The sequence below is a fragment of the Micromonospora sp. AMSO1212t genome, from assembly GCF_008868145.1.
Lineage (GTDB): Bacteria > Actinomycetota > Actinomycetes > Mycobacteriales > Micromonosporaceae > Micromonospora > Micromonospora tulbaghiae.
Window position 1 is genome coordinate 1 of record NZ_WBKS01000104.1, and the last position, 22,087, is coordinate 22,087.

The 22,087-nt window shown below is 73.1% G+C and carries 28 protein-coding genes; 12 read left to right on the plus strand and 16 right to left on the minus strand.

Annotated features, from left to right (window positions below; all coding sequences use genetic code 11):
* Nucleotides 1-18: 18 nt before the first annotated feature.
* The gene (locus tag F8279_RS22290; protein ID WP_091426919.1) at nt 19-387 is read right to left on the minus strand and encodes a DUF4180 domain-containing protein; all 369 of its coding nucleotides are present in this window, start codon (nt 385-387) and stop codon (nt 19-21) included.
* Complete coding sequence (locus F8279_RS22295; RefSeq protein WP_225853371.1) at nt 380-829, minus strand: helix-turn-helix domain-containing protein; 450 nt, start codon at nt 827-829, stop codon at nt 380-382. Before F8279_RS22295 ends, F8279_RS22290 begins: the two co-directional genes overlap by 8 nt.
* An 88-nt stretch (nt 830-917) precedes the next feature.
* Here F8279_RS22295 and F8279_RS22300 point away from each other — a divergent pair, with 88 nt between their 5' ends.
* From F8279_RS22300 to F8279_RS22310, 3 genes are all read left to right on the plus strand, one after another.
* Nucleotides 918-1,685: a glycerophosphodiester phosphodiesterase family protein gene (locus tag F8279_RS22300; protein WP_091426921.1), complete on the plus strand. Its 768-nt coding sequence runs from the start codon at nt 918-920 to the stop codon at nt 1,683-1,685.
* Nucleotides 1,686-1,705: 20 nt separating this feature from the next.
* Nucleotides 1,706-3,097, plus strand: coding sequence for an MFS transporter (locus F8279_RS22305; RefSeq protein WP_091426922.1), 1,392 nt, complete (start codon nt 1,706-1,708; stop codon nt 3,095-3,097).
* A 109-nt stretch (nt 3,098-3,206) separates the two neighbouring features.
* A complete protein-coding gene (locus F8279_RS22310; RefSeq protein WP_225853375.1) occupies nt 3,207-3,881 on the plus strand; it encodes a thymidine kinase in 675 nt (224 codons plus the stop codon).
* 3 nt (nt 3,882-3,884) lie between these two features.
* Here the strand turns inward: F8279_RS22310 and F8279_RS22315 are convergent, their stop codons facing one another.
* Nucleotides 3,885-4,343, minus strand: a complete 459-nt coding sequence (locus F8279_RS22315; RefSeq protein ID WP_091426924.1) for a hypothetical protein — start codon at nt 4,341-4,343, stop codon at nt 3,885-3,887.
* A gap of 99 nt (nt 4,344-4,442) precedes the next feature.
* On the opposite strand from F8279_RS22315, the gene F8279_RS22320 reads away from it, so the two are divergent.
* Nucleotides 4,443-4,814 (plus strand): VOC family protein, encoded by a 372-nt coding sequence (locus F8279_RS22320; protein WP_091426925.1) that lies wholly within the window; start codon nt 4,443-4,445, stop codon nt 4,812-4,814.
* Between the two features lie 3 nt (nt 4,815-4,817).
* Here F8279_RS22320 and F8279_RS22325 read toward each other — a convergent pair whose 3' ends face one another.
* The 7 genes from F8279_RS22325 to F8279_RS22355 form a co-directional block, all read right to left on the minus strand.
* A complete protein-coding gene (locus F8279_RS22325; protein WP_151500945.1) occupies nt 4,818-5,663 on the minus strand; it encodes an LLM class flavin-dependent oxidoreductase in 846 nt (281 codons plus the stop codon).
* Nucleotides 5,664-5,693: 30 nt separating this feature from the next.
* Complete coding sequence (locus F8279_RS22330) at nt 5,694-6,683, minus strand: tyrosine-type recombinase/integrase (RefSeq protein WP_151500946.1); 990 nt, start codon at nt 6,681-6,683, stop codon at nt 5,694-5,696.
* Nucleotides 6,684-6,798: 115 nt separating this feature from the next.
* The gene (locus F8279_RS22335) at nt 6,799-7,233 is read right to left on the minus strand and encodes an Hsp20/alpha crystallin family protein (RefSeq protein WP_091426928.1); all 435 of its coding nucleotides are present in this window, start codon (nt 7,231-7,233) and stop codon (nt 6,799-6,801) included.
* Nucleotides 7,234-7,307: 74 nt separating this feature from the next.
* A complete protein-coding gene (locus tag F8279_RS22340) occupies nt 7,308-7,817 on the minus strand; it encodes a GNAT family N-acetyltransferase (protein ID WP_225853372.1) in 510 nt (169 codons plus the stop codon).
* A complete protein-coding gene (locus tag F8279_RS22345; RefSeq protein ID WP_091426929.1) occupies nt 7,814-8,341 on the minus strand; it encodes a DUF2087 domain-containing protein in 528 nt (175 codons plus the stop codon). The genes F8279_RS22340 and F8279_RS22345 overlap by 4 nt, the downstream gene beginning before the upstream one ends.
* A gap of 62 nt (nt 8,342-8,403) precedes the next feature.
* A complete protein-coding gene (locus F8279_RS22350) occupies nt 8,404-8,958 on the minus strand; it encodes an isochorismatase family protein (RefSeq protein ID WP_091426930.1) in 555 nt (184 codons plus the stop codon).
* A 67-nt stretch (nt 8,959-9,025) separates the two neighbouring features.
* Nucleotides 9,026-9,514: a GNAT family N-acetyltransferase gene (locus F8279_RS22355; protein WP_091426931.1), complete on the minus strand. Its 489-nt coding sequence runs from the start codon at nt 9,512-9,514 to the stop codon at nt 9,026-9,028.
* 108 nt (nt 9,515-9,622) lie between these two features.
* On the opposite strand from F8279_RS22355, the gene F8279_RS22360 reads away from it, so the two are divergent.
* From F8279_RS22360 to F8279_RS22370, 3 genes are all read left to right on the plus strand, one after another.
* Nucleotides 9,623-11,164: a glycosyltransferase family 39 protein gene (locus F8279_RS22360; RefSeq protein WP_151500947.1), complete on the plus strand. Its 1,542-nt coding sequence runs from the start codon at nt 9,623-9,625 to the stop codon at nt 11,162-11,164.
* 13 nt (nt 11,165-11,177) lie between these two features.
* On the plus strand, nt 11,178-11,996 hold the full coding sequence (locus F8279_RS22365) for a TIGR04222 domain-containing membrane protein (RefSeq protein WP_151500948.1): 819 nt from the start codon (nt 11,178-11,180) through the stop codon (nt 11,994-11,996).
* Nucleotides 11,997-12,141: 145 nt separating this feature from the next.
* Nucleotides 12,142-12,450 (plus strand): hypothetical protein, encoded by a 309-nt coding sequence (locus F8279_RS22370; protein WP_091426934.1) that lies wholly within the window; start codon nt 12,142-12,144, stop codon nt 12,448-12,450.
* A 64-nt stretch (nt 12,451-12,514) separates the two neighbouring features.
* Here the strand turns inward: F8279_RS22370 and F8279_RS22375 are convergent, their stop codons facing one another.
* Nucleotides 12,515-14,083: an MDR family MFS transporter gene (locus F8279_RS22375; protein ID WP_151500949.1), complete on the minus strand. Its 1,569-nt coding sequence runs from the start codon at nt 14,081-14,083 to the stop codon at nt 12,515-12,517.
* A gap of 69 nt (nt 14,084-14,152) precedes the next feature.
* Nucleotides 14,153-14,770 carry a TetR family transcriptional regulator gene (locus F8279_RS22380; protein ID WP_151500950.1) on the minus strand — a complete coding sequence of 206 codons (618 nt, stop codon included), beginning with the start codon at nt 14,768-14,770 and terminating at the stop codon, nt 14,153-14,155.
* Between the two features lie 327 nt (nt 14,771-15,097).
* Between F8279_RS22380 and F8279_RS22385 the strand changes: the two genes are divergently transcribed.
* Nucleotides 15,098-15,634 carry a DUF1062 domain-containing protein gene (locus F8279_RS22385; protein WP_225853373.1) on the plus strand — a complete coding sequence of 179 codons (537 nt, stop codon included), beginning with the start codon at nt 15,098-15,100 and terminating at the stop codon, nt 15,632-15,634.
* A 43-nt stretch (nt 15,635-15,677) separates the two neighbouring features.
* On the opposite strand, the gene F8279_RS22390 is transcribed toward F8279_RS22385, so the two are convergent.
* Entirely contained in the window at nt 15,678-16,892 is a 1,215-nt protein-coding gene (locus tag F8279_RS22390; protein WP_151500952.1) for a macrolide family glycosyltransferase, read from the minus strand.
* 106 nt (nt 16,893-16,998) lie between these two features.
* Between F8279_RS22390 and F8279_RS22395 the strand changes: the two genes are divergently transcribed.
* Entirely contained in the window at nt 16,999-17,592 is a 594-nt protein-coding gene (locus F8279_RS22395) for a TetR/AcrR family transcriptional regulator (RefSeq protein ID WP_091426939.1), read from the plus strand.
* Here the strand turns inward: F8279_RS22395 and F8279_RS22400 are convergent.
* Nucleotides 17,572-18,318: an SDR family oxidoreductase gene (locus F8279_RS22400; protein ID WP_151500953.1), complete on the minus strand. Its 747-nt coding sequence runs from the start codon at nt 18,316-18,318 to the stop codon at nt 17,572-17,574. The genes F8279_RS22395 and F8279_RS22400 overlap by 21 nt on opposite strands.
* A 467-nt stretch (nt 18,319-18,785) precedes the next feature.
* The gene (locus tag F8279_RS22405) at nt 18,786-19,679 is read right to left on the minus strand and encodes an MBL fold metallo-hydrolase (protein ID WP_225853374.1); all 894 of its coding nucleotides are present in this window, start codon (nt 19,677-19,679) and stop codon (nt 18,786-18,788) included.
* Nucleotides 19,680-19,710: 31 nt separating this feature from the next.
* On the opposite strand from F8279_RS22405, the gene F8279_RS22410 reads away from it, so the two are divergent.
* Nucleotides 19,711-20,487: a class I SAM-dependent methyltransferase gene (locus F8279_RS22410; RefSeq protein ID WP_091426941.1), complete on the plus strand. Its 777-nt coding sequence runs from the start codon at nt 19,711-19,713 to the stop codon at nt 20,485-20,487.
* Between the two features lie 5 nt (nt 20,488-20,492).
* Nucleotides 20,493-21,059, plus strand: coding sequence for a maleylpyruvate isomerase N-terminal domain-containing protein (locus F8279_RS22415; RefSeq protein ID WP_151500954.1), 567 nt, complete (start codon nt 20,493-20,495; stop codon nt 21,057-21,059).
* A 6-nt stretch (nt 21,060-21,065) separates the two neighbouring features.
* Here F8279_RS22415 and F8279_RS22420 read toward each other — a convergent pair whose 3' ends face one another.
* Nucleotides 21,066-21,536, minus strand: coding sequence for a DUF1992 domain-containing protein (locus F8279_RS22420; RefSeq protein ID WP_151500955.1), 471 nt, complete (start codon nt 21,534-21,536; stop codon nt 21,066-21,068).
* A 133-nt stretch (nt 21,537-21,669) separates the two neighbouring features.
* Here F8279_RS22420 and F8279_RS22425 point away from each other — a divergent pair, with 133 nt between their 5' ends.
* A complete protein-coding gene (locus F8279_RS22425; protein WP_151500956.1) occupies nt 21,670-22,077 on the plus strand; it encodes a YkvA family protein in 408 nt (135 codons plus the stop codon).
* The last annotated feature ends 10 nt before the right edge of the window (nt 22,078-22,087 follow it).

Below are 22,087 nucleotides of genomic sequence, written 5' to 3' on the forward strand. Positions count from 1 at the left end.
GGCGAGGACGGGGGTGGGTCAGGTCGTGGCGCGCAGGCGGGCGTCGAGCGCGGCCAGGTCCGGTACGAACCACACCTGGTCGTGCCGGTTCGACTCGGCCACCAGCGCGCGCAGCGCTCCGCTGCGCTCCAGATGTTCGGAGATGTCGCCGACGATCGCCAGGCGCAGCCGGTAGTTGACGAACTTCTGCATCACCTCGCCGGCGAAGCGGGTGCCGAGCGTGAAGAAGCCGGGATCGAGCCGCTCCGCCGGCACCGCCACCACTGTGGCGCCGAGGAACGCCGCGCCGATCAGGTCCAGCGCGTCGCGTTCGGTGGCGATCGGCGGGCCGTCCGGGTCGCAGACCAGCACCGGCACGCCGGCGCGCTCCTGCATCAGGTCAGTCACGGCCGCGCTCCCCGCCGCCGAGCAGGCCGTTGCCGCCGCCGAGCACCCCGTCGAGCAGGCGCAGCAGGTCGGCGGTGGCGGTGAGGTCGCCCAGGATCACGATGGTCATGCGGTGGCGCTCCTCGTCGTGGACCGTCTGCACGCGCAGCGGACGGTCCGGGTCGTGGTTGGTGTTCACACCGGCCAGCACCAGCGTGCCGAGCCGGTCGGCGGCGGCCCGGTCGACGCCGTCGAGGCGTACGACGCTCGACACTTCCGCCCCCGGCGCCGAGGGCGAGGCGGGCCGTCCGGTCAGCGTGTCCAGGTCCGCGCGGGCGATCCGGTACTGCTTGCCGATCCGCGTCGCCCGCAGCCGGCCGGAGCGGATGTAGCCGCGCACGGTGCGCACGTGCAGGCCGAGCAGGTCGGCAACCTGATCCACCGAGTACATGTCGTTACTCATCGCACCATATCCTAGCCGTCTCAGGGAACGATAGGTAATTTCACCGCCCGGCCATGTGGGCACCACCCAGGGCGGGCATACTGCCCGCGTGCAGCCCCGTCACGGCTACCTCGACGCACCGGCGCCGCTGGCGTTCGCCCACCGCGGTGGCGCGGCCGACGGCGACGAGAACACCGCCGCCGCGTTCGCCCGCGCCGTCGCCCTCGGCTACCGGTACGTGGAGACCGACGTGCACGCCACCGCCGACGGCGTACCGGTGGTCTTCCACGACCCGACGCTGCGCCGGGTCACCGGCGAGCCGGGCCGCATCGCCGACCTGCGGTGGGCCGACCTGTCCTCGGTGCGCGTCGGCGGGGCCGCCCTGGTGCCCCGCCTGGACGAGGTGCTCGGCGCCTGGCCGCAGGTGCGGTTCAACATCGACGTGAAGTCCGACGGCGGCGCGGAGCCCACAGTCGCCACTGTCACCCGGGCCGGGGCCGGCGACCGGGTGCTGCTCGCCTCGTTCAGCGACGCCCGGCTGGCCCGGCTGCGGGCGCTGGCCGGGCCGAGGGCCGCCACCAGCCTCGGTATGCGCGGCGTGGCCCGGCTGCGGCTGGCCTCTCTGCACGGACGGCCCCTGCGGCTGCCCCCGTCCGTGGTCGCCGCGCAGGTGCCGGTCTCCTTCGGTCGGGTGCCGGTGGTGGACCGGCGGTTCCTCGCGTACTGCCACCGGATCGGGTTGCAGGTGCACGTCTGGACGATCGACGAACCCGCCCAGATGCACCACTTACTTGATCTTGGTGTGGATGGCATCATGACCGATCACGTCAGCGTGCTCCGTGACGTCTATCGCAGTCGCGGCCACTGGGCCGCCTGAGCCCCCGAGGACGACCCCCGATGGCCGATACGGTCACCCCCGCCGTCGCCGACCCCGCCGGACCGGGCAGCACCCGCCGCGAGCGCACCGGCTGGTACTTCTACGACTGGGCGAACTCCGCGTTCCAGACCACAGTCATCACGGTCTTCCTCGGGCCGTTCCTGACCACCGTCACCGAGCTGGCCGCCGGCTGCGAACTGGGCGCGGACAGCTGCGACGGCGCCGTGTACCCGCTCGGCATCAAGGTCGCCGCCGGCTCGTTCTACCCATACCTGATCTCGCTGTCGGTCTTCCTCACCGTGTTCGTGCTGCCGGTGATCGGCGCGATCGCCGACCGGTCGGCGCACAAGAAGCGGCTGCTCGCCGCCGCCGCGTTCACCGGCGCCGGCGCCACCATCGCGTTCGCGTTCGTCACCGGTGAGCGCTACCTGCTCGGCGGCGCGCTGTTCCTGATCGCGAACATCTCCTTCGGCGCCGCCGTGGTCGTCTACAACTCGTTCCTGCCGCAACTCGGCGGCCCGGACGACCGGGACGGCATCTCCAGCCGCGGCTGGGCCATCGGCTACCTCGGCGGCGGGCTGCTGCTCGCGCTCAACCTGGTCGCCGTCACCATGCTCAGCGAGGAGGGCAACGCCCAGCGCACGCTGGACCTGGCCCGCTGGTCGATCGTGTCGGCCGGCGTGTGGTGGGCCGCGTTCACCCTGGTCCCGCTGCGCTGGCTGCGCGAACACCCCACCGCCGCGGCCCTGCAGGCGGGCGGCAACGTGCTCACCGACGGGTTCCGGCAGCTGGGGCGCACCCTGCGCGAGATCAAGGCGTACCCGCTGACGCTGTACTTCCTGCTCGCCTTCCTGGTCTTCAACGACGGCATCCAGACCGTCATCACCCTCGCCAGCCAGTACGGCACCGAGGAACTGCGACTGGAGCAGAGCACTCTGATCGTGACCATCCTGCTGGTGCAGTTCCTCGCCTTCGGCGGCGCGCTCGCCCTCGGCGCGCTCGCCAAGCGCATCGGCGCGTGGAAGACCGTGCTGCTGTCGCTGGTGCTCTGGACCGGTGTGATCATCGCCGCGTTCCGGCTGCCCGCCGAGGCGCCCGTGCCGTTCATGATCCTCGGTGGCTGCATCGGCCTGGTGCTCGGCGGCAGCCAGGCGCTGAGCCGGTCGCTGTTCAGCCAGCTCATCCCGGCGGGCAAGGAGGGCGAGTACTACGGCTTCTACGAGATCAGCGACAAGGGCACCAGCTGGCTCGGCCCGCTGGCGTTCGGCCTGGTATTCCAGCTGACCTCGTCGTACCGGGTGGGCCTGGTGTCGCTGCTGATCTTCTTCGTGGTCGGCTTCGCGCTCCTGGCCGCCGTGCCGATGCGCCGGGCCATCATCGCCGCCGGCAACACCCCGCCCCGGGTGCTCTGACCCCCGCGCCCCGACCTGTGGATCATCGCGCGCCGAATCAGGCGGCGTCGATGGACTAGGCTGCCCCGACGTGACCGACGACGCCGCCCCGACCTGCCTGGCCCGCCCCCTGCCGGGGCCCGGCGACGACCGAGCCACCGGCTGCGCCGCCGCCCGCGGCGTCGACGGCCGGCCGCTGCACGCCGCCGCGCTGAAGTTCTTCTGGGGGCCGATGGACTGCGGCAAGTCCACGATGGCGTTGCAGATGAACCACAACCACGCCCGGCAGGGCCGCCGCGGCCTGCTCACCACCCGCATCGACCGCTCGCTGGGCCCGCAGGTCACCACCCGCATCGGCCTGGCCCACGAGGCCGTCGAGGTCACCGACGACCTCGACCTGCGGGTCCTGGTCCGGGACGCGTGGGCCGAGGGGGTACGCGTGGACTACCTGATCTGCGACGAGGCCTCGTTCTACAACCTCGAACACATCGAGCAGATGGCCGAGCTGGTCGACCGGTTCGACGTCGACGTCTACGCCTTCGGCCTGGCCACCGACTTCCGCTCCTGCCTGTTCCCGGCAGCGCAGCGGCTGTTCGAACTGGCCGACGAGGTGGCCCGCATCCAGGTCGAGGTGCTGTGCTGGTGCGGCCGGGAAGGGCTGCTCAACGCCCGCGTGGTGGCCGGCCGGGTGGTCCGCGAGGGCGCGCAGGTCGTCATCGGCGACACCGTGGACAGCGCCGACGTGCGCTACCAGGTGCTGTGTCGGCGCCACTACCGCTCGGGGGACCTCGGCCCGCGTGCCTGAGCCTCAGAAGGGATCCCCGCACACCCGCCACGACCCGCCCTCCGGCACGACCGGCAACTCACGTTCCTCGCTGCCGCCGCCGTCGCGGTTGATCCGCACGATCACCGTCCCCGTCGGCTTGCCGGACCGGGTCGCCACCGACACGTCGACGATCTCGTAGCCGCTCACCTGCGGCGGGGTCCGCACCCAGCTCCCGAAGCCGGTACGGCTCCACTTGCCGCGGGCCTCGGCGCACAGCCGCTCGTACGCCGCGTCGGTGTCACCGGCCGCGACGTCGCGGAAGAACCCGTCGGCGGTGTCCCGCACCGGCCCGTCGGCCTGGAGCACCACCTGCGCGTTCCACGCCGCCAGCCCGGCCACCCCGATCAGGCAGGTGCCCACGCCGAGACCGGCGATCAGCACGCCCGCGCGTAGCGGCCGGCGACGCCGGGCCGTGTGGTGCCACTCCTGCTGCCTGCCCATCATTGTCGACGGTAGGCAACCGGACGGTGACGCGCAGCCGGTTGCGACGCGCGCTCGTGCCGGACAGAAAACGGCGGGTATCGGCGGCAGAATGTCCGCATGACAGCTCACGCCGACATCGCCATGATCAATCTCGACAGCTCCGACCCGGCCGCGCACGCCGCCTTCTACGCCAAGGCGCTGGGATGGGAGACAACCCACAGCGAGGCCGAGTACGCCATGATCGTCAAGGACGGCCCGGCGATCGGGTTCGGCCTGGTGCCCGGGTACACGCCGCCGGCCTGGCCGGACGAGAGCGGCGACAAGCGCTACCACCTGGACCTCTATGTCGACGACGTGGCGGCCGCGGAGAAGGATCTGGTGGCGGCCGGCGCGACCCGCCCCGAGTTCCAGCCGGGCGGCGAGCGGTGGACCGTGCTGATCGACCCGATCGGGCAGCCGTTCTGCCTCTGCCCCCGCCCGCAGGGCTGACGGTCAGCGCAGCGGGCCGCGGAGCACCGCGGCCCGCATCGCCGCCGGTTCAGCGGCCGGGACGTACTCCAGCCACCAGGTGGCACCCGCCGCCGCCAGTTGTGCCAGGTAGGCCCGCTCGGCGCGCTCGTCGGGACGTCGCCGCCGGCCCCCGACGGCCACGTCGAACGGTTGCCCGTCCGCGCGGCGGGCCGGCAGGGCGGCGACCAGGCCGGCCACCTCGTCGGGCGTGAAGTCGGACCAGCCGTCGGTGTCGGTCAGCTTGTAGGGCACGATCCCGTCCGCCCTGGCGGCACGCCGCAGCACCGCGTTCGCCTGGGTGCTGCCGCCCACCCAGACCGGCACCCGGGGCGACTGCACGGGCGGGGGACGCAGCGCCACGCCCTCGGCCCGGTAGTGGACGCCGTGGTGCGTGACCGATTCGCCGCCGAGCAGTCCCACCAGCAGGTCGAGGCCCTCGTCGAGCATCGCGGCGCGGGTCCTGAGGTCGGTGGGCTCGCCGAATGCGGCCAGGCCCCGGTCTGCGGGGTCGCCGACTCCGACCGCGACGCCGGCCCGGCCCCCGGACAGGTGGTCGAGGGTGAGCACCTCCCGCGCCAGCTTGGCCGGCCGGCGCCGGGGCAGCGCGGTCACCGTGGTCCCCAGCCGTACCCGCTCGGTGCGCCCGGCGACCGCCGCCAGCACCAGCCACGGATCCCAGGTGGGTGGGTCGTCTCCGGCGTGGTGGACGAGATAGTCCTCCAGGAACACCCCGTCCCAGCCGGCCCGCTCGGCCAGCTCACCGAGCGCCACGAGTTCGGCCACCGTCAGCGTGCCGCCGCCGCAGGCGATCTCCAGTCCGTGTCGCATGCCGGCACCCTACGGCGCGGGTGCGACGGTTCAGCCGCGGCGGCGGGCCCGGGCCGCCCAGATCGCGTACGCCGGATCCCGGTCCAGGTTGTGCCGGTCCCGGTCGTAGCGGCGGGTGGTACGCGGATCGGCGTGCCCCATCGCGTCCTGCACGTCCTCCAGCGGCACTCCCTCCGAGCGCGCGGTGGTGGCGAACGCGTGGCGCAGCGAGTGCGGCGACAACTTCGCCCACGCGGCGATCCCGGCCCGCTGCGCGAGGCGGCGCACCAGCCGGAACACGGCGTGCCGGTCCATCCGGCCGCCGGTGGCGGTGACCAGCAGCGGACCGGTCAGCGCCGGCACCGTGACAGCCTGCGCGGCGGCCCGTGCGGCCAGGTAGGCGTCGACCGCGTACGCGGTGCCCGGGGTGAGCGCGCGCCGGCGTACCTTGCCGCCCTTGCCGACGAAGCGGACGCTGCGGTGACCGCGTTCCGTGCCCAGGTCGGACACGTCCAGCGCGACCAGTTCCCCGACCCGCAGCCCCAGGTCGGCCAGCAGCGCGACGGCGGCCCGGTTGCGGGCCGCTGCCGGGCCGGTGTCGGCCTCGGCGGCGGCGATCAGCGCGTCGACCTCGTCGGGGGTCAGGCCGACGGTGGCGGAGTGGTCCCGGTCGACGCGCGGCCGGTCCGCCGCCGACACCGGGTTGGCGGGCACCGCGCCCAGCTTGACCAGGAAGTCGTACCAGCTCGACAGCGCGGACAGCCGGCGCGCGACGGTGGCCGGGGTGAGCGGGCGGCCCGCGCGGCCGCGGGGTGTGGACTCCAGCTCACGGCCGTAGGTGTTGACGTCCAGGAAGGTGGCCCGCAGCGGATCGACGGCGTGCTCGGCGCACCAGGTCAGCCAGCCGGTGACGTCGCGGCGGTACGCGTCGCGGGTGTGCTCGGACAGCCGCCGGTTGCGCAGCCACGCCTCGGTGACGTCGGCCGGGCCGGCGGGCAGGGCGGCGGGGCGGGCGCGGGGCAGCACCTCGGGGCGAAGCATGTGAGAAAGGTTCTCAGCCGGCGGGGGGTTTGGCGACGAGGCGCGCTGATCCGCCGGTACGACGAAGCGGGGTCGGCCGGTGCCCCGGCCTCCCCCGCGCGTCGGCGTGACGTGCTCACGCGGTGGTGAGCTGACGCCGGCCGTTGTTCTCGGCGGGCGTGCTCACAGTGATCCGGCGCGGCTTGGCGCGCTCGGCGATCGGGATGCGCAGCGTCAGCACCCCGTTGTCGTAGCCGGCCTCCAGCCGGTCGGTGTCGAGCGTGTCGCCCAGGAACAGTTGCCGGGTGAACGTGCCCATCGGACGCTCGGCGGCGACCAGCTCGACGTTCTCGCCGGTGGGACGGCGACGCTCGGCGCGGACGGTCAGCACGTTGCGCTCGACTGTGCAGTCGATGCTGTCCGGGTCCACACCGGGCAGGTCGAACGCCGCGTAGAAGTGGTCACCGTCGCGGTAGGCGTCCAGGTGCATCACGGCGGGCCGGGCGGTGGTGCCGAAGAACTGCTCGGCGATCCGGTCGATCTCGCGGAACGGGTCGGTACGCATCAACATGGCTCTTGCCTCCTCGGTTCTCCTGGCCCAAGGTCTCAAGTTGAGTCCTGGTGACTCAAGTTCCTGGTTCTGTTTTAGCGCGCCTCCGCCACGTCGTCAACTCGGCCCGCGAGCGCCTTCTCGAACCAGTGCTGCGCGTACGGACCGCTGGTGAAGGCGGGGATCTCCCGGTAGCCGTGCCGGGCGTACAGGGCACGCGCCTCGACCAGGTCGGAGCGGGTGTCCAGCCGGATCCGCGTCGCCCCGCCGCCGGCGGCGTACGCCTCGATCGCCCCTATCAGCGCCGCCCCGCCCCCGGCGCCCCGGTGCTCCGGGCGCACGTACACCCGGGTCAGCTCGGCCCAGCCCGGCTGCCACCTGAGCCCGGCGCAACCGGCGAGCCGGCCGTCGCGGCGGGCCAGCACCAGCAGCCCGGTCGGCGGGGCCAGGTCGTCGCTCGGGTCCTCGGCCAGCGCGGCGTCGACCTCACCGGGCCGCTCCGGGCGGCCGTACCAGCGGCGCACCATCTCCGCCATGTACTCGCGCAACATCAGCGTCGCGTCCGGCTCGTCCGGTCGCACGACCTGCGTGCTCCAGCCGGTCACGGCCCGGTCCGCCAGTAGACGCCCTGCTCGCGGGTGAGCAGCATGTCGTCGATCAGGTAGCGGCGCAGCGTCACGTGGTCGGCCTCGCCGCCCTCGCACCACCGGCGCAGCGCGTCGTCCACCTCCCGCTCCGGGTAGCGCCGCCCGGGTTCGAAGGTGCGTTCGGTGATGTGCTCCAGCAGCACCCGGCGGCGCCCCCGCTGCGCGGGCAGCCGGGTCAGCGCGCCGTCGCGCAGGAACGTGCGCAGGATCGCCTCGCGCGGGTTCGCGGCCGGGACCGCCGGTGCCGCCGCCCCGGCCCGGGCGAACTCCCGCAGCCGCTCGGCGTCGACCCGCAGCCCGCCCTCGTCGTCGGCGAGCACCCCGGCGTCGGTGAGACGGCGTACGGCCACTGCGGCGTCGCGGGCGGGCAGGCCGGTACCGGCCACCACGGCCGGCACGTCCCGGGCGCCGAGCACGATCGCGGCGAACACGGTCCGGCGGCGCTCGTCGGCGAGCGCCCCGGCGAGGGCATGAGCGGTCATGGCGGGCAGCCTGTCAGCAACCCGCCGGATCCGGCCAGGCGTTTTCGCGCCGCGGCCGCGGGTCAGGCCGCGAAGTCCACTTCGGCGGCGTCGACGGTGCCGGCCGTGCGCCCCGGGGCGGTCTGGAAACTCCAGTAGAGGTTGGTGTGGGCGATCACCTGCGCGGGCGGCGGCGCACCGTAGGCGGACAGATCCTCGGTGGTGTGCGCGTCGGCGACGAGCGTGGCGTCGTAGCCGCGGGTGAACGCGCCGTGCAGCGTGGAGCGGACGCACGCGTCGGTCTGCGCGCCGGTCACGACCAGCCGGCCCACCCGCGCGGCGGCGAGCACCGACTCCAGGTCGGTGTCCTCGAAGGAGTCGCCGTAGGCCTTGTGCACCAACGGCTCGTCGTCGCGGCGCGACAGCTCGGGCACGATCCGCCACTGCTCGCTGTCGGCCGGCAGGTGGTCACTGCGGTGCTGCACCCACACCACCGGAACGTCGGCGGCGCGGGCCCGGTCGACCAGGCCGGCGATGGTGGCGACGACACGGTCGCGGTCGTGGGCGCCGCTCACCACGCCGTTCTGCACGTCGATGACGAGCAGCGCGGCGCGCGGGCGGTCGGTGAGCGTGGTCATGGCGGCTCCTCGGGTGGTGAAGGTCCAGGTCAACCTAGCCCCGGCCCCCGACAGTTCCGGGCCGCGCTCACAGCCGCCGGTGCATGACGTGCAGCCCCACCCGTCCCATCGTCGGGTGCCCGAACGACTCCGGCACGGTGCCGATCACGCTGAAGCCGAGCCGCCGGTACAGCGCCACGGCCGACGTGTTGGTCTCCACCACGGCGTTGAACTGCATCGCGGCGAAACCCTGCCGCCGGGCCCAGTCCAGCGCCTCCTCGCACAGCGCCCGGCCCACACCCCGGCCGCGGGCGTCCGCCGCGACCATGAAGCTCGCGGTCGCCACGTGCGACCCCGGCCCGGGCCGGTTCGGGCCCATCTTCGCGGTGCCCCGCACCGTGCCGTCGTGGTCCACCGCGACCGAGGTACGCCCCGGCGGGCGCTCCACCCACACCTCCCGCAACGTCTCCGGTGGCCAGTCCGCGTCGTACGCGAACGTGTCGGCGGCGGTGACGACGTCGGCGAGGATCGGCCGGACCTGGTCCCAGTCGGCGTCGGTGTAGTCACGAATCAGCATCGGCGCGCACGCTAGCCGCCGCCCCGGCCGTCCGGCCACCGGTTTCCGTCCACCCGGCCGAGGGCGGCGGGGCACCGGCGAACCACCGGCCGGGGCCATCATGGGCAGGTGGCCGAATCAGTCGCCGACATCGATCGGAGCGAGGCCGCCGCGCCCGGTGGCCCGCCGCCCGCCGGTCCGCGTACCGCCGTGCCCCTCGCGGTCGGCGCGATCCTCACCGCTGTGCTGCTGTCGCTCGCCGGTCGCTACGGCTACCACCGCGACGAGCTGTACTTCCTGCTGTGCGGGCGGCACCTCGACTGGGGCTACGTCGACCAGGGGCCGCTCGTGCCGGCGCTGGCGCGGCTGGCCGACACGATCGCGCCGGGCAACCTGGTGGTGCTGCGTACGCCGTCGGCGTTCATCGGCGGCGCGGCGGTGGTGCTGGTCGCCGCGATCGCCCGGCAGCTCGGCGTCGGACGCGTCGCCCAGACGGCCGCGGCGGTGCTCGCCGCTGCCTCGGGCATCGTCCTGGCCGGCGGCCACCTGCTCAGCACCACGAGCGTCGACCTGCTGGTGTGGCTGGCCGCCGCGCTCTGCGTGGCACGGATGCTACGCACCGGCGACACCCGGTGGGCGCTCGGCGCCGGGCTCGCGCTCGGCGTCGGCCTGCTCAACAAACCACTGCCCGCCCTGCTCGGCGTGGGCCTGGTCGCCGGTCTGCTGATCGCCGGGCCGCGCCGGCTGCTGCGGGACCGGTGGGTGCTCGCCGGGGCGGGCGTCGCCGTGCTGCTCGCCGTGCCGTACGCGGCGTGGCAGGCCGCGCACGGCTTCCCGCAGCTCGACGTCGCCGCGTCGATCGCCGAGGGCGACAGCTCCTACAGCGGCCGGATCGACGCGGTGGTGCTCCAGTTCCTGATCATCAGCCCGTTCGCGGTTCCGGTGTGGGTCGCCGGGCTGGTCGCGCTGCTGCGCCGGCCGTCCTGGGCGGCGTACCGGTCGCTGGCCTGGGCGTGGCTGGTGGTGGTGGGGATCGTGGCGGTGGCCGGCGGCAAGGGCTACTACGACGCGCCGCTTCTCCTGGTGCTCACCGCCGCCGGTGTGGTGCCGACCGTCGAGTGGGCGCGGCGCGGTACGGCCCGGGTCCGGCAGGCGCTGCTGGTCACCGCCGCCGTGCTGATGACCGCGAGCAGCGCGGTGCTGCTGCTGCCCACGCTGCCGGCCGACCGGCTGCCCGGGTTCGTGGTCGCGGCCAACTACGACGCGGGCGAGACCATCGGCTGGCCCGAGTTCGCCGACTCGGTGGCCGCCGTGCACCGCGCGCTGCCCTCGGCGCAGCGCGACCGGGCGGTGGTGCTGACCGGCAACTACGGCGAGGCCGGCGCGCTGGCCCGCTACGGGCCGGACCGAGGACTGCCGCGTGCGTACTCCGGGCACAACAGCATGGCCACGTTCGGCCGGCCGCCCGACGACGCCGACGTGGTGATCGTCGTCGGCTGGTCCCGCCCGGACCGGCTGCGTGCCTGGTTCACCGAAGTCACCGAGGTGGGCCGGGTCGACCAGCGGGTCGACGTCGACAACGACGAGAACGGCGAGCCGATCTTCGTCGCGCGAGGACTGCGGCGTCCGTGGTCACAGATCTGGGACACCGAGGTACGCCACGGCTCCTGAGATACTTGCCGCCATGCTCTGGGGAGTCAGCGGGCCGATCTTCCTCCTCGACTACCTCGGCGCGGTCGCCGTAGCAGTCGTGATCGCCCTGGCGGTACGCGAACTGACCGGCCGCCGTACCCGGGGTGCCACACCCGACCGGGTCGAGCTGGCGTACCTGACCGACCGGGCGCTGCTGGCCTGCCAGGTCGGGGTGGCGGCGCTGCGCCGCGCGGGCGGGGTCGACGTCGGCGAACTCGCCACCCTGCACGCGCAGGGACCGCCCCCGCCCGGCTCGCCCCCGCTGGTGCGCGCCCTGCACACCGCGCTGCGCCGCCCGCAGACCTGGGCGGCCGTGCTCGCCGACCCGGCCGTGGGCCGGGCGCTGCGCCGCACCGTCGGGCGGCTGGTCCGCGACGGGTGGCTGCTCACCCGCGCGCAGCGGCGGCGGATCGCGCTGGGCACGGTGCCGCTGTTCGCGGTCGCCGCGGCCGGGCTGACCCGGCTGGTGGACAGCGCGGTCGAGGGGCGTTCCGCCGGCGGTCCGGCCTCGGTCGCCGGGTTGCTGCTGTGCTGCCTGGCCACCGCGCTCGGCGCCTGGTGGCTGACCGAGGTGCCGGAGACCGGCGCCGCCGCCCGCCGGCTGCTGCGGCGGCTGCGCCGCGAGCACGCCGGCCTCGACCCGGAGCGCCGCCCGGTCTGGCAGGACCGCGACACCGACACGCTGCTGACCGGGATGGCACTGTTCGGCCCCCGGCCGCTACTGGCCGTGGACCCGGCCTTCGCCGTGCAGGTCGGCGTCGACCCGGAACGCGACCGCCCGCGCCCCGACCGCAAACCCGCCCGCCGCTGACCAAACCTCTCATTTCGCGTCGATCATGAAGTTGACGGCGGTCCGTGTCCGGTTTGCCCGGTCCAACTTCATGATCGACGGCTCGGGCGGGCAGGCCGTCGGCGCACGCCGGTTTCCTTGTCTTGCGGGCCGGGAAGGCTCGGGCATGGCCGAGACATTCGTGAGCGAAGACCTGAAGACACTGCAGGCGATTGCGCGCGGGGCCGGCATACAGGAGGTCGACCGCCTGTCGCCGGACCAGCTGGTCGAGGCGCTGCGCCGCGCCGGGGTGACCGACGGTACGCAGGACCAGTGGCCGCCCCAGCCGATCGAGGACCCGGCGCACCTGGCCGGGCTGCCCCGCAGCTCGCTGACGCAGGGCGACGAGAGCACCGGCGGCCGGGCCGCCGAGGAGGCGATCGGCGCCATGCCCGGCGAGTCCGGCACCGAGATCAACGACCGCACCGAACGCTGACCGTACACAGGAAGGGGCCGCCCCCGGTGCTCCCGGGGGCGGCCCCACGCTCGGTCGGACGTGGTCAGTGCATGCCGGCGGCGGCTGCTTCCTCGCGGGCCCGGCGCTCGTCACCGCTGAGCGTGTTCAGCGGCTTCTCCTTGATGAACAGCACGACGATCAGGGCGAGCAGCGCGAACGGCGCGCCGATGAGGAACATCTCCGACGTGGCGATGCCGTAGACGTCCTGCACGACCCGCAGCACCGGTTCCGGCAGGGCGGACAGGTCCGGCACCTCGGCCGACCCGCCGCCGGCCGCGATCGGGCCCAGCCGCTCGACGGTCAGCGAGGTCACCCGGTTCGCCAGGACCGCACCGAGCGCGCTGACGCCGACCGCGCCGCCCATGCTGCGGAAGAACGTCAGCACCGAGGTGGCCGCGCCGAGCTCGGCGGCCGGCACGTCGTTCTGCGCGGCCAGCACCAGATTCTGCAGGAGCATGCCCACGCCGACACCCAGCACCGCCATGTAGACCGACAGCACCGGCACGCTCGTGGTCGCGTCGATGGTGCTCAGCAGCAGCATGCCGACGGTCATCACCGCGGCACCGGCGACCAGGAACATCTTCCAGCGGCCGTACTTGGTGATCAGCTGGCCCGCCACTGTCGAGGAGACCAGCAGGCCGAGGACCATCGGCAGGCTCATCAGGCCGGCCGCTGTCGGCGACTTGCCCAGCGAGGTCTGGAAGTACTGCGACAGGAACACGGTGCCGCCGAACATCGCCACGCCGACCAGGATGCTGGCCACCGTGGTGAGGCTGACGGTGCGGTTGCGGAAGATGCCGAGCGGGATGATCGGCTCCTCGGTGCGGGCCTCGACGAACACGGCGAGCGCGAGCAGCGCCAGGCCGCCGCCGACCAGCAGCGCGGTCCAGCCGGAGGCCCAGTCGAACTTGTTGCCGGCCAGCGACGACCAGATCAGCAGCGTGGAGACGCCCGAGGTGATCAGCAGGGCGCCGAGCCAGTCGATGCGGACCTTGCGGCGCACCACCGGCAGGTGCAGGGTCTTCTGGAGCAGCGCGATGGACAGCAGGCTGAACGGCACACCGATCAGGAAGCACCAGCGCCAGCCGAGCCAGGACGTGTCGACCAGGACGCCACCGATCAGCGGGCCGGCGATGGTCCCGACACCGAAGACGGCGCCGAAGATGCCGGCGTACCGGCCCAGCTCACGCGGCGGGATCATGGCCGCCATGACGATCGTGGCGAGCGCCGTCATGCCGCCCGCGCCGATGCCCTGGATGACCCGGCTGAGCAGCAGCACCTCGACGTTCGGGGTGAAGCCGGCGACGAGCGAACCGGCCACGAACAGGCCGAGGGACAGCTGGATGAGGAGCTTCTTGCTGTAGAGGTCGGCCATCTTGCCCCACAGCGGCACCGTCGCGGTCATCGCGAGCAGCTCGCTGGTGACGATCCAGGTGTAGACGGTCTGGCTGCCGTCGAGGTCGGCGATGATCCGGGGCAGCGCGTTCGCCACCACCGTCGAGGCGAGGATCGCCACGAACATGCCGACCATCAGGCCGGACAACGCCTGGAGGACCGCCCGGCGTGACATCCGCGTACCCGTCTCGGCGGGCGGAACAGTGGCGGTGGTCATCGAACTCCTTGTCGTGTGCACGTGCGAGTGGCCGCGCGCGAGGGCGGCGGCCGGTACGGATGGGAGGCGTCAGGTCGCGGCGTACGGATCGGGCAGGCCGGCGGAGACGGCGGCGAACGCCCCGGCGGTCAGTTCGCGAAGCGTCGTCGTGCCGGGTTGTTCGACCCACTGCATCAGGGCCGTGCGGAACACCGCGCCGGCGACAGTGGTGACGAGCGTCGGGTGTCCGTGGCACGGGTCGAGCCCCAGCCGGGCGGCCACCGCCGCGACGATCACCTGCTCGGTCTCGGCGTTGCCGCTGATCAGACGCGGCAGCAGCGACGGGTTCGCCGCGATCACCCGCAGGCGCAGCAACCACACCTCCCGATCGGCTTCGATGGCCTCGACCACGTCGTCGAAGGCCAGCCGCAGCGCGTCGAACGCGGACAGCTCCGGCGGGGCGGCGACGATGCGGGCGGCAAGCACCTCGCGGTCGGTCGGCTGGTCGCCGAGAAGCGCCTCGTCCTTGCTCGGGAAGTAGTTGAAGAAGGTGCGGGCCGACACGTCGGCGGCCTCGCTGATCTCCTCCACCGTCACCTGGTCCAGGCCCCGCTCGGCGACCAGGCGCAGCGCTGCGGCGCTGAGCGCGGCGCGGGTCTGCCGCTTCTTGCGGTCACGCAGGCCGGGGCGGCTCTGATCCGAGGTCATGCCACGACCCTACGAGCGATCTTGCAGGCAGTGCAAACTTTTAGTGAGTGAAAGTGATGCGGGACGCAGCGGCACCGGAAAACGGGTTGAGAGGGATTTCGGCAGTGCCGTACGGTCCCTGCACCTGTCATCGCAGCGAAGAAGGACGATCCCGCGTGACCCCTCCTGCTCTTTAGAACCTGACACGTTCCCCACGCCTGTAGCCGACGCCTGCGCCGGCTCGCCGGGCTGCCCACGCGCGCCCGGACACAGCGTCCGAGGCCGCGCGTAATCGGCCTCGCGTCAGGTCTTCAGAGATCAGGTCTCATGTCATTCCAACCTCATATCGTGCTGCCCTGGGTCGTGCGCCGGACCCGCCTTCCGCTGCTGTCGCTGCGCTGCGTCACCTGCCGGGCGGAGTCGGCCACCGCCGCCCGGGGACGGTTCCGGGTCAACGCCAACGGCAAGCTGCTGGACGTGTGGCTGCTGGTGCACTGCGTGTCCTGCGACCGGACCGTCAAGCTCACCGTCCGCGAGCGGGCGACGGTCGGTTCGTTCGACCCCGTCGATCTGCACGGCCACCACCTCAACGATCCCGACCTGGTGGCGGCCACACTGCTGGACCCGGCGTTCGCCCGGCGTTGCCGCTTCACCCTGGACTGGACCGGCGCGTGGACGCTCGACGCGCCCACGGTGCCGCTCGACGGGTGGCCGGTCCAGGTGAACGTCACGTTCGACGACCCGGTGCCGGTACGCCCGGACCGGATCATCGCGCACCGGTTCGGCCTCACCCGGTCCGAGGTGCTGCGCCGGGTCAAGTGCGACATCCCGCTGAAGCGTCCGACGAGCTCCGCCTTCACCTTCACAGTGCTGGCGGAGGACTGACCGGGGCGTGGTCGCGGCGGCACCCGGCCGCCGCGACCACGCTTCACCCGCCGCTCGCGGCACGCAGCCCGGTACCACGGCGCGCCGCGGTGAGTTCGGCCTCGATCAGATCGGCGGCCCGGCCGGCGCCCCCGGCGGCGCGGGCCTGCCGCTTCAACTCGGCGCTGCGGGCCACCACGGCGGGGTCCGACGTGAGGGCGAGCAGCGTCTCGCGCAGCTCCGCGGCGGTGACGGTGGCCGAGTCGACGACCCGGGCGATGCCGAGGGCGGCCAGCTGCTCGGCGTTCGCGAACTGGTCGGCCGCCTGCGGTACGGCGATCATCGGCGTGCCGCAGTAGAGACCTTCGCTGCTGCCGCCCATGCCGGCGTGGGTGACGAAGGCGTCCGCCTGCTCCAGTACGGCCAGCTGCGGCACCCACCGGTGGACCTCGACGCTGTCCGGGACGGGACCGAGTTCGGCGGGATCGACGTGCTCGCCGATCTGCAGAACGGTGTGCCAGCCGGGCAGGTCACCGAACGCGGCGACGCAGCGACGGTAGAACTCGGGCTGCCGGGTGAAGGCCGAGCCGAGCGAAACCAGCAGCACCTTTCCGGCGCGCTCCGGTCGTACCCAGGAACCCTGGTCGGAGCGGTCCCCCAGGACCGGCCCGACGAAGCTGTAGACCGACCGGTCCACCCGGTCGGCGTTCGGCTGAAGCGCCTCCGGTGGCAGAACGAGGCTGCGGACCGGCCGCCCCTGGAACGCCATGCTGTCGGTGACGGACGAACCCTCCGCGGTCAGCCACGCCGTGAACCGCCGGTAGTAGTCGGCGCCGCGGGGGTCGGCCCGCATCGCCTCCACGACGGGCGCCATCTCCTGCTCGTAGCCGTCCCACGCCACGAACGTGGAGGAGAGCTGGACGGCCGGGATCCCCCACTGCTCGCCGAGCAGCCGAGCCGGCGCGCCGGCGATGTCGTAGAGGAACAGATCCGGCCGGTCGTCGGCATAGGCGGCCCGCAGCTGCGGCAGCATGGCGACCGCATCGTCGAGGAAGAGCGTGAGCTGCTCGATCGGATCGTCGGTTCCGGCGCCGCCGTCGGCGGGCAGCGTCGAGGCGTACGGCTTCAGCTCCGCGCCGGTGCGCCGGATGACCTCGGCGAAGGCCGGATCGTTGGCGTACGTCACCCGGTGACCGCGCTGCACGAGGGTACGGACGATCTCCAAGCTCGGGTTGACGTGGCCGTGGAACGGGATGCTGACCATGGCGATGTGCGGCAACTGCTCTCCTGACCTTCACTGAGACGAGACGGTCCGTCTCGCTCAGAAGATCACAGCGCGGCTGCCTCGTCAAAACGGCACGTCTCGTCTCGCGTAAGCTCTTGGGGTGACCCCGCAGCCCGCCCGCCGCAACGAGCAGTCCCGCCGCGCGATCCTCGCCGCCGCCCTGGAACTGCTGACCGAGACCGGCTACCCGGCCCTGACCGTCGAGGCGATCGCCGCCCGCGCCGGAGTCGGCAAGCAGACCATCTACCGCTGGTGGCGCGGCAAGGGCGCGGTCATCCTGGACGCGCTCGCCGACGACATGCCGGAGGTCATCGCCCTGCCCGACACCGGCGACCTGCGCGCAGATCTGCGCCAGGTTCTCCGGGCCACCGTCGCCGAGTTCGCCGATCCCCGACTGTCGGCGACCACCCGGGCCATCACCATCGAGACACTCGCCGACGAGGACCTGGCCGGCCAGGCGCGCGACCGGCTGCTCCGCCCCCAGCTGAACGCGGTTCGCGTACGCCTGGAGGCCGCCCGCGAGGCCGGTCAGGTCCGCCCCGACGCGGCGCTGGACCAGGTGGTGGAACTGCTGTTCGGCCCGCTCTACCACCGCTGGCTGCTGCGCAACGGCCCGCTGACCGACGACTACGCCGACGGCATAGTCGACCTGGTCGTCGCCGCCGTCAGCCCGTCAACGAGCGCCCGCGGCTAGCCAGTCGTCGAAGCTGGTCGGCGCGATGCGCGCGCCGTCGCCCGGCAGCAGCACGTTGCCCGACATCGACGTGCCGAACACGCCCGACCACGTCGGACCCAGCCGGACCCGGCGACCGCGCGCCTCGTTGGTGCGCCGGGCCATGTCGACGAGATCCTCCGTCGCGGGTCCGGCGATGTCGACGTGATGCCCCTGTGGTTCGCCGACGGCGACCTCGGCGAGGATGTCGGCGACGTCCCGGGGCGCAATCGGCTGCACCAGCAGCGGCGCGACAGTGGCGACGCCGTCGCGCTCGGTCCAACCGGTGACCATGGCGGCGAAGTCGTGGAACTGGGTGGCCGGCACGATCGTCCACGGCACCGGTCCGCCTGCCACCAGTCGCTCCTGCTCCCGCTTGCCCGCGTAGTGGGCATTGTCGTCGACCCGGTGGATGCCGACGATCGACAGCAGCACGTGGTGCCGCACGCCGGCGCGCTGCTCGGCCTCCAGCAGGTTGCGGGTCAGGGCGCCGAGGTACGCCACCGTCTCGGAACGCTCCGCTGCCGCCACGTTTGTCGTGTCGATGACCGCCTCGACGCCGGCGAGGGCCTCGTCCAGCCCGTCGCCCGTCATCAGATCCACGCCCTGCGAGCGGCTGACGCGTACGACCTCGTGCCCCTGCCGCTTCAGCGCGTCCGCGGTCAGCGCCCCGATTCGGCCCGTCGCGCCCGCAATCGCGATCCGCATTGCCACCCTCCCCTCGGATGCGACCGCCTCACCGTAGTCCGCAGGGCGGGCCGAGGCGTGGTCCCTCGCCGCCACGTCGCCACGCGCACATAACTGTCATTATGATGTGGTGGCGATTTGACCTGGTTTGCCGGTATGAATTGGTGGAATGTTGTTGCCGGTAATCCGTTAATTGGAAACGGCGGCGTCACTTGACCCTGACACCGTGGCAAGGTCTTCACTGGGACGCAGGAGGTGGTCCCTGTCGCCGAGGACGCCCGCCGCATCTTCCACGTGGAGAGCCTGCGCTCGCTGGGACTGTCGCTACAGCAGATCCGGCGTGCCCTGGGCGCGCCGTGCTGGAACGGTTGGCGAAGGACGACGACAGGACGGTAGCCCTCATCGCCTCGGCGCTCGCGCCGTAGCCGGCCGGGCGACGTGACCTGATGGGTACGCAGGCGCCCGTCGTCGTGCGGCGGGTCGGCGGCCTAGCGAACGAACGGTCTGATGACCTCGAAGGCGTCCTGGAACCGCACCGGGATGCCGCTCTCCGCACTCTTGCGGCGGAGGAACTCCGTCGTCGTGGCGAACTTGTCGAGAAGGGCGGGCAGCGGCCGCAACGTCCGGTCCAGCGCGACGAAGAAGTTGTCCCAGTGGATCGGCACGACGATGCCGGGCCGGGTCGCCTCCACCACGTGCCGCCAGTAGTCGTCCTGGAACCGATGTGACTGCGCGCCCAGGGCGCCGACACCGAGGTAGAGGACGTCGACATCGATTCCGTCGAACTGGTTCGGCACGACGTTGGCGCTCGGGTGGATGAGCATCGCGCCGCTGGGGTGGGTGACGAGGAACGAGAAGCACCCGCCGTCGCGGTAGCTGCTCGCCCTGGCCGGCGGCACGAACGGCTCCTCGATCACGCCCGGGAACCTGTTGCCAGGGCTGTGCACACCGCCGAGCGGACGCACGGTGAACGCGCCGACTGTGTGCGCGTCTCCGTCCGCGATACGCGTCATCGCCTGCTCGGCGAGGCCCGAGCCGCGCCCCACGTTCAGGGTCGACTCGGAACCGAACAGCCTGCCTCCGAGGTGCTTGACGACCTCGGGGGCATCCATGGCGTGGTCGTAGTGGGAATGGGCGACGAACAGCGCGTCGAGACGGGTCACCCCGGCCCGGGAGAGGGCGCTGGTGATCCGCCCTCGGTCCGGTGCGACGCGGCCCAGCGCGACGCGAAGGAGAGAGGGCCGGGAGAAGAAGCCGTCGATCAGGATCCCCGAGATCCCGTCCGACACGTGGAGGGACGACGTTCCGAAGAAGGTCGCTTCGACAGGTGCTGCGGCGGCCATGCGCGAATGGTAATGAGGCGGGCCGACGTCGAGGGCCACGACGATCGCGGGCCGTCGATAGGGTGACCGGATGGACGAAGACGCACGACGTCGGCACTCCTCGTCGTTCGGTGCGGCAGCGACCGCGTACGCCGAACACCGACCGGACTACGCGCGGGCCGCCCTGCGGTGGGCGCTCGAACCCGCACCCGGCGCGCGGGTGCTCGACCTCGGCGCGGGCACCGGCAAGCTCACCGCCACGCTGGCCGAGGTGAGCGGCGACGTGACTGCCGTCGAGCCGGACCCGGAGATGCTCGCCGAACTCCGCCGCACAGTGCCGGACGTCCGTGCGCTGTCCGGCAGCGCCGAGGCGATCCCCCTGCCGGGCGCCTCCGTGGACGCCGTGGTCGCCGGCAACGCCATGCACTGGTTCGACATGGCCGTCGCCGGGCCGGAGATCGCCCGCGTCCTCGCACCCGGCGGTGTCCTTGCCGGACTGTGGAACGTCGTGGACGACCGGGTCGACTGGGTGGCAGGGCTCGCGGCGGTCAGCGGAAGCGCCGCCATCGGCCCCCGCGACACGCCCGCGAGCTGGCGCGTCGCCACAGCGACGATGCACCTGCCGACGACCGGCGAGGCCCGGTTCGGCTCGCCCGAGCAGGCGGAGTTCCCGCACGGGCAGCGCCGTACCGCCGATTCGCTGGTGGCGACGCTCGCCACCAGGGCCGGGATGCTGGTCATGCCGGAACAGGAGCGCACGGAGACCCTCGACCGCATCCGCGCGTACCTGGCCAGCCGGCCGGAGACGGCCGACGGGGAGTTCACGCTTCCGATGCTGACGTGCGTGCTGCGCGTACGCCGGCTGTGAGGACGATGAGCGGCGCGGACGTCCGGTCCGCCGCCGCCGCGATGACCGCCGTGCTGCGGCCCGCCACCGACCGGAACTGGACGGTACGTGCCGGAGACCTGGACTGGTCCTGCTGGACCACCGCCGCGCACATCGCGCACGACCTAGTCGCGTACGCCGGTCAGGTCTCCGGTCGGCCCGGCGGCGGCTATCTGCCGTTCGACCTGCGGGTACGCGCCGACGCCGCGCCCGCCGAGGTGCTCACTGTCGCGGCGGCCGCGGCCGGGATGCTCGCCGCCACGATCGACGCCGCCGGTCCGGACGACCGGGCGTGGCACTTCGGCCCGTGCGATCCGGGCGGGTTCGCCGCGATGGGCGCGGCCGAGATCCTGCTTCACACCCACGACCTGACCCGAGGGCTCGACCTGGACTGGTCGCCACCCGCCGAGCTGTGTGCCCGGGTGGTGCGCCGGTTGTTCCCCGACGCGCCGGACGGCGACCCGGCGCCGGTGCTGCTGTGGCTGACCGGCCGCGCACCGCTCGGTGACCGGCCGCGGCGTACGGCGTGGACCTGGCAGGCGGCGCTTCGCTGAGCGCTCTCAGCGGCGCCACCAGCGCCAGCGGCGGCGCGGGCGGTCCCGGGCGGCGCGGGGCGGCTCCGGAGCCGTCACGAGCGGCGCGGCACCGTCCCGATCGGCGCGCCAGCGGCGCACCGCCTCGTCGACGTTCACCGGGCGGACCACCACGCGTGGCCCGGTCGGGGTACGCAGCCAGGCCACCACCTCGGTGTTGAGCGCCGCCACGTACGACCGGACGGCCTCCTCGGTGGGCAGGTCGCGCAGCTCGGCAGGGAGCTGTTCGATGCGGCGGCGCAACTGGAGCGGCGTGGGCAGGAGCAGGTCGGACGGGATCTGCTCGCGCTCCATGAAGCTGCGGATCCACCAGCCCTCGTCGTAGGGCATGTCGCGCCCCGGGATGGGCTTGCCGGCACCCGGCAGGTTGTCGAACTCGCCGCGTTCCTGGGCCGAGCGGATCTGCGCCTCGACCGCGGCCTCCCAGCCTGTCGTCACCGCCGTCACCTCCCGTACCCACGGTATCCGCCGTCGTCCGACAAGAGTCAGCGTCGCGCGGGGCCGGGCTGTTCCCGAGCGCCGGGCGGGGACGCCGCGTAGCGTGCCACCGGAAACGGAAAGGGGTGACGGTGTGCGCGACTGGCTGATCGGACTCGCTGTGGCGACGGCCTGCCTGGTCGCGAGCTGGGCGGTGCTGGTGCTGCTTGCCCGCCGGCTGCCGCCGGGGATTCTGCGCGATCTGACCGCGTTCGTGCCCGACTGCGTGACCGCTGTGCGACGGCTGCGCCGCGACCCGCGGGTGCCCCGCCGCGCCCGGGTCGCGATCGTGGTCGCCGGGCTCTGGGTGGCCAGCCCGATCGACCTGATCCCGGAGTTCCTGCCGGTGATCGGCCCGCTCGACGACATCGTGGTGGTGGCGCTCGCGTTGCGCTACGCCGCCCGGCAGATGCCCCGGCAGGTGCTGCTCGACGCGTGGCCGGGCGAGCCGCGGCTGCTGCTGCACCTGCTCGGCGGCACTGTCACGTCGTCCCCGTCATGAGACCGGCCGG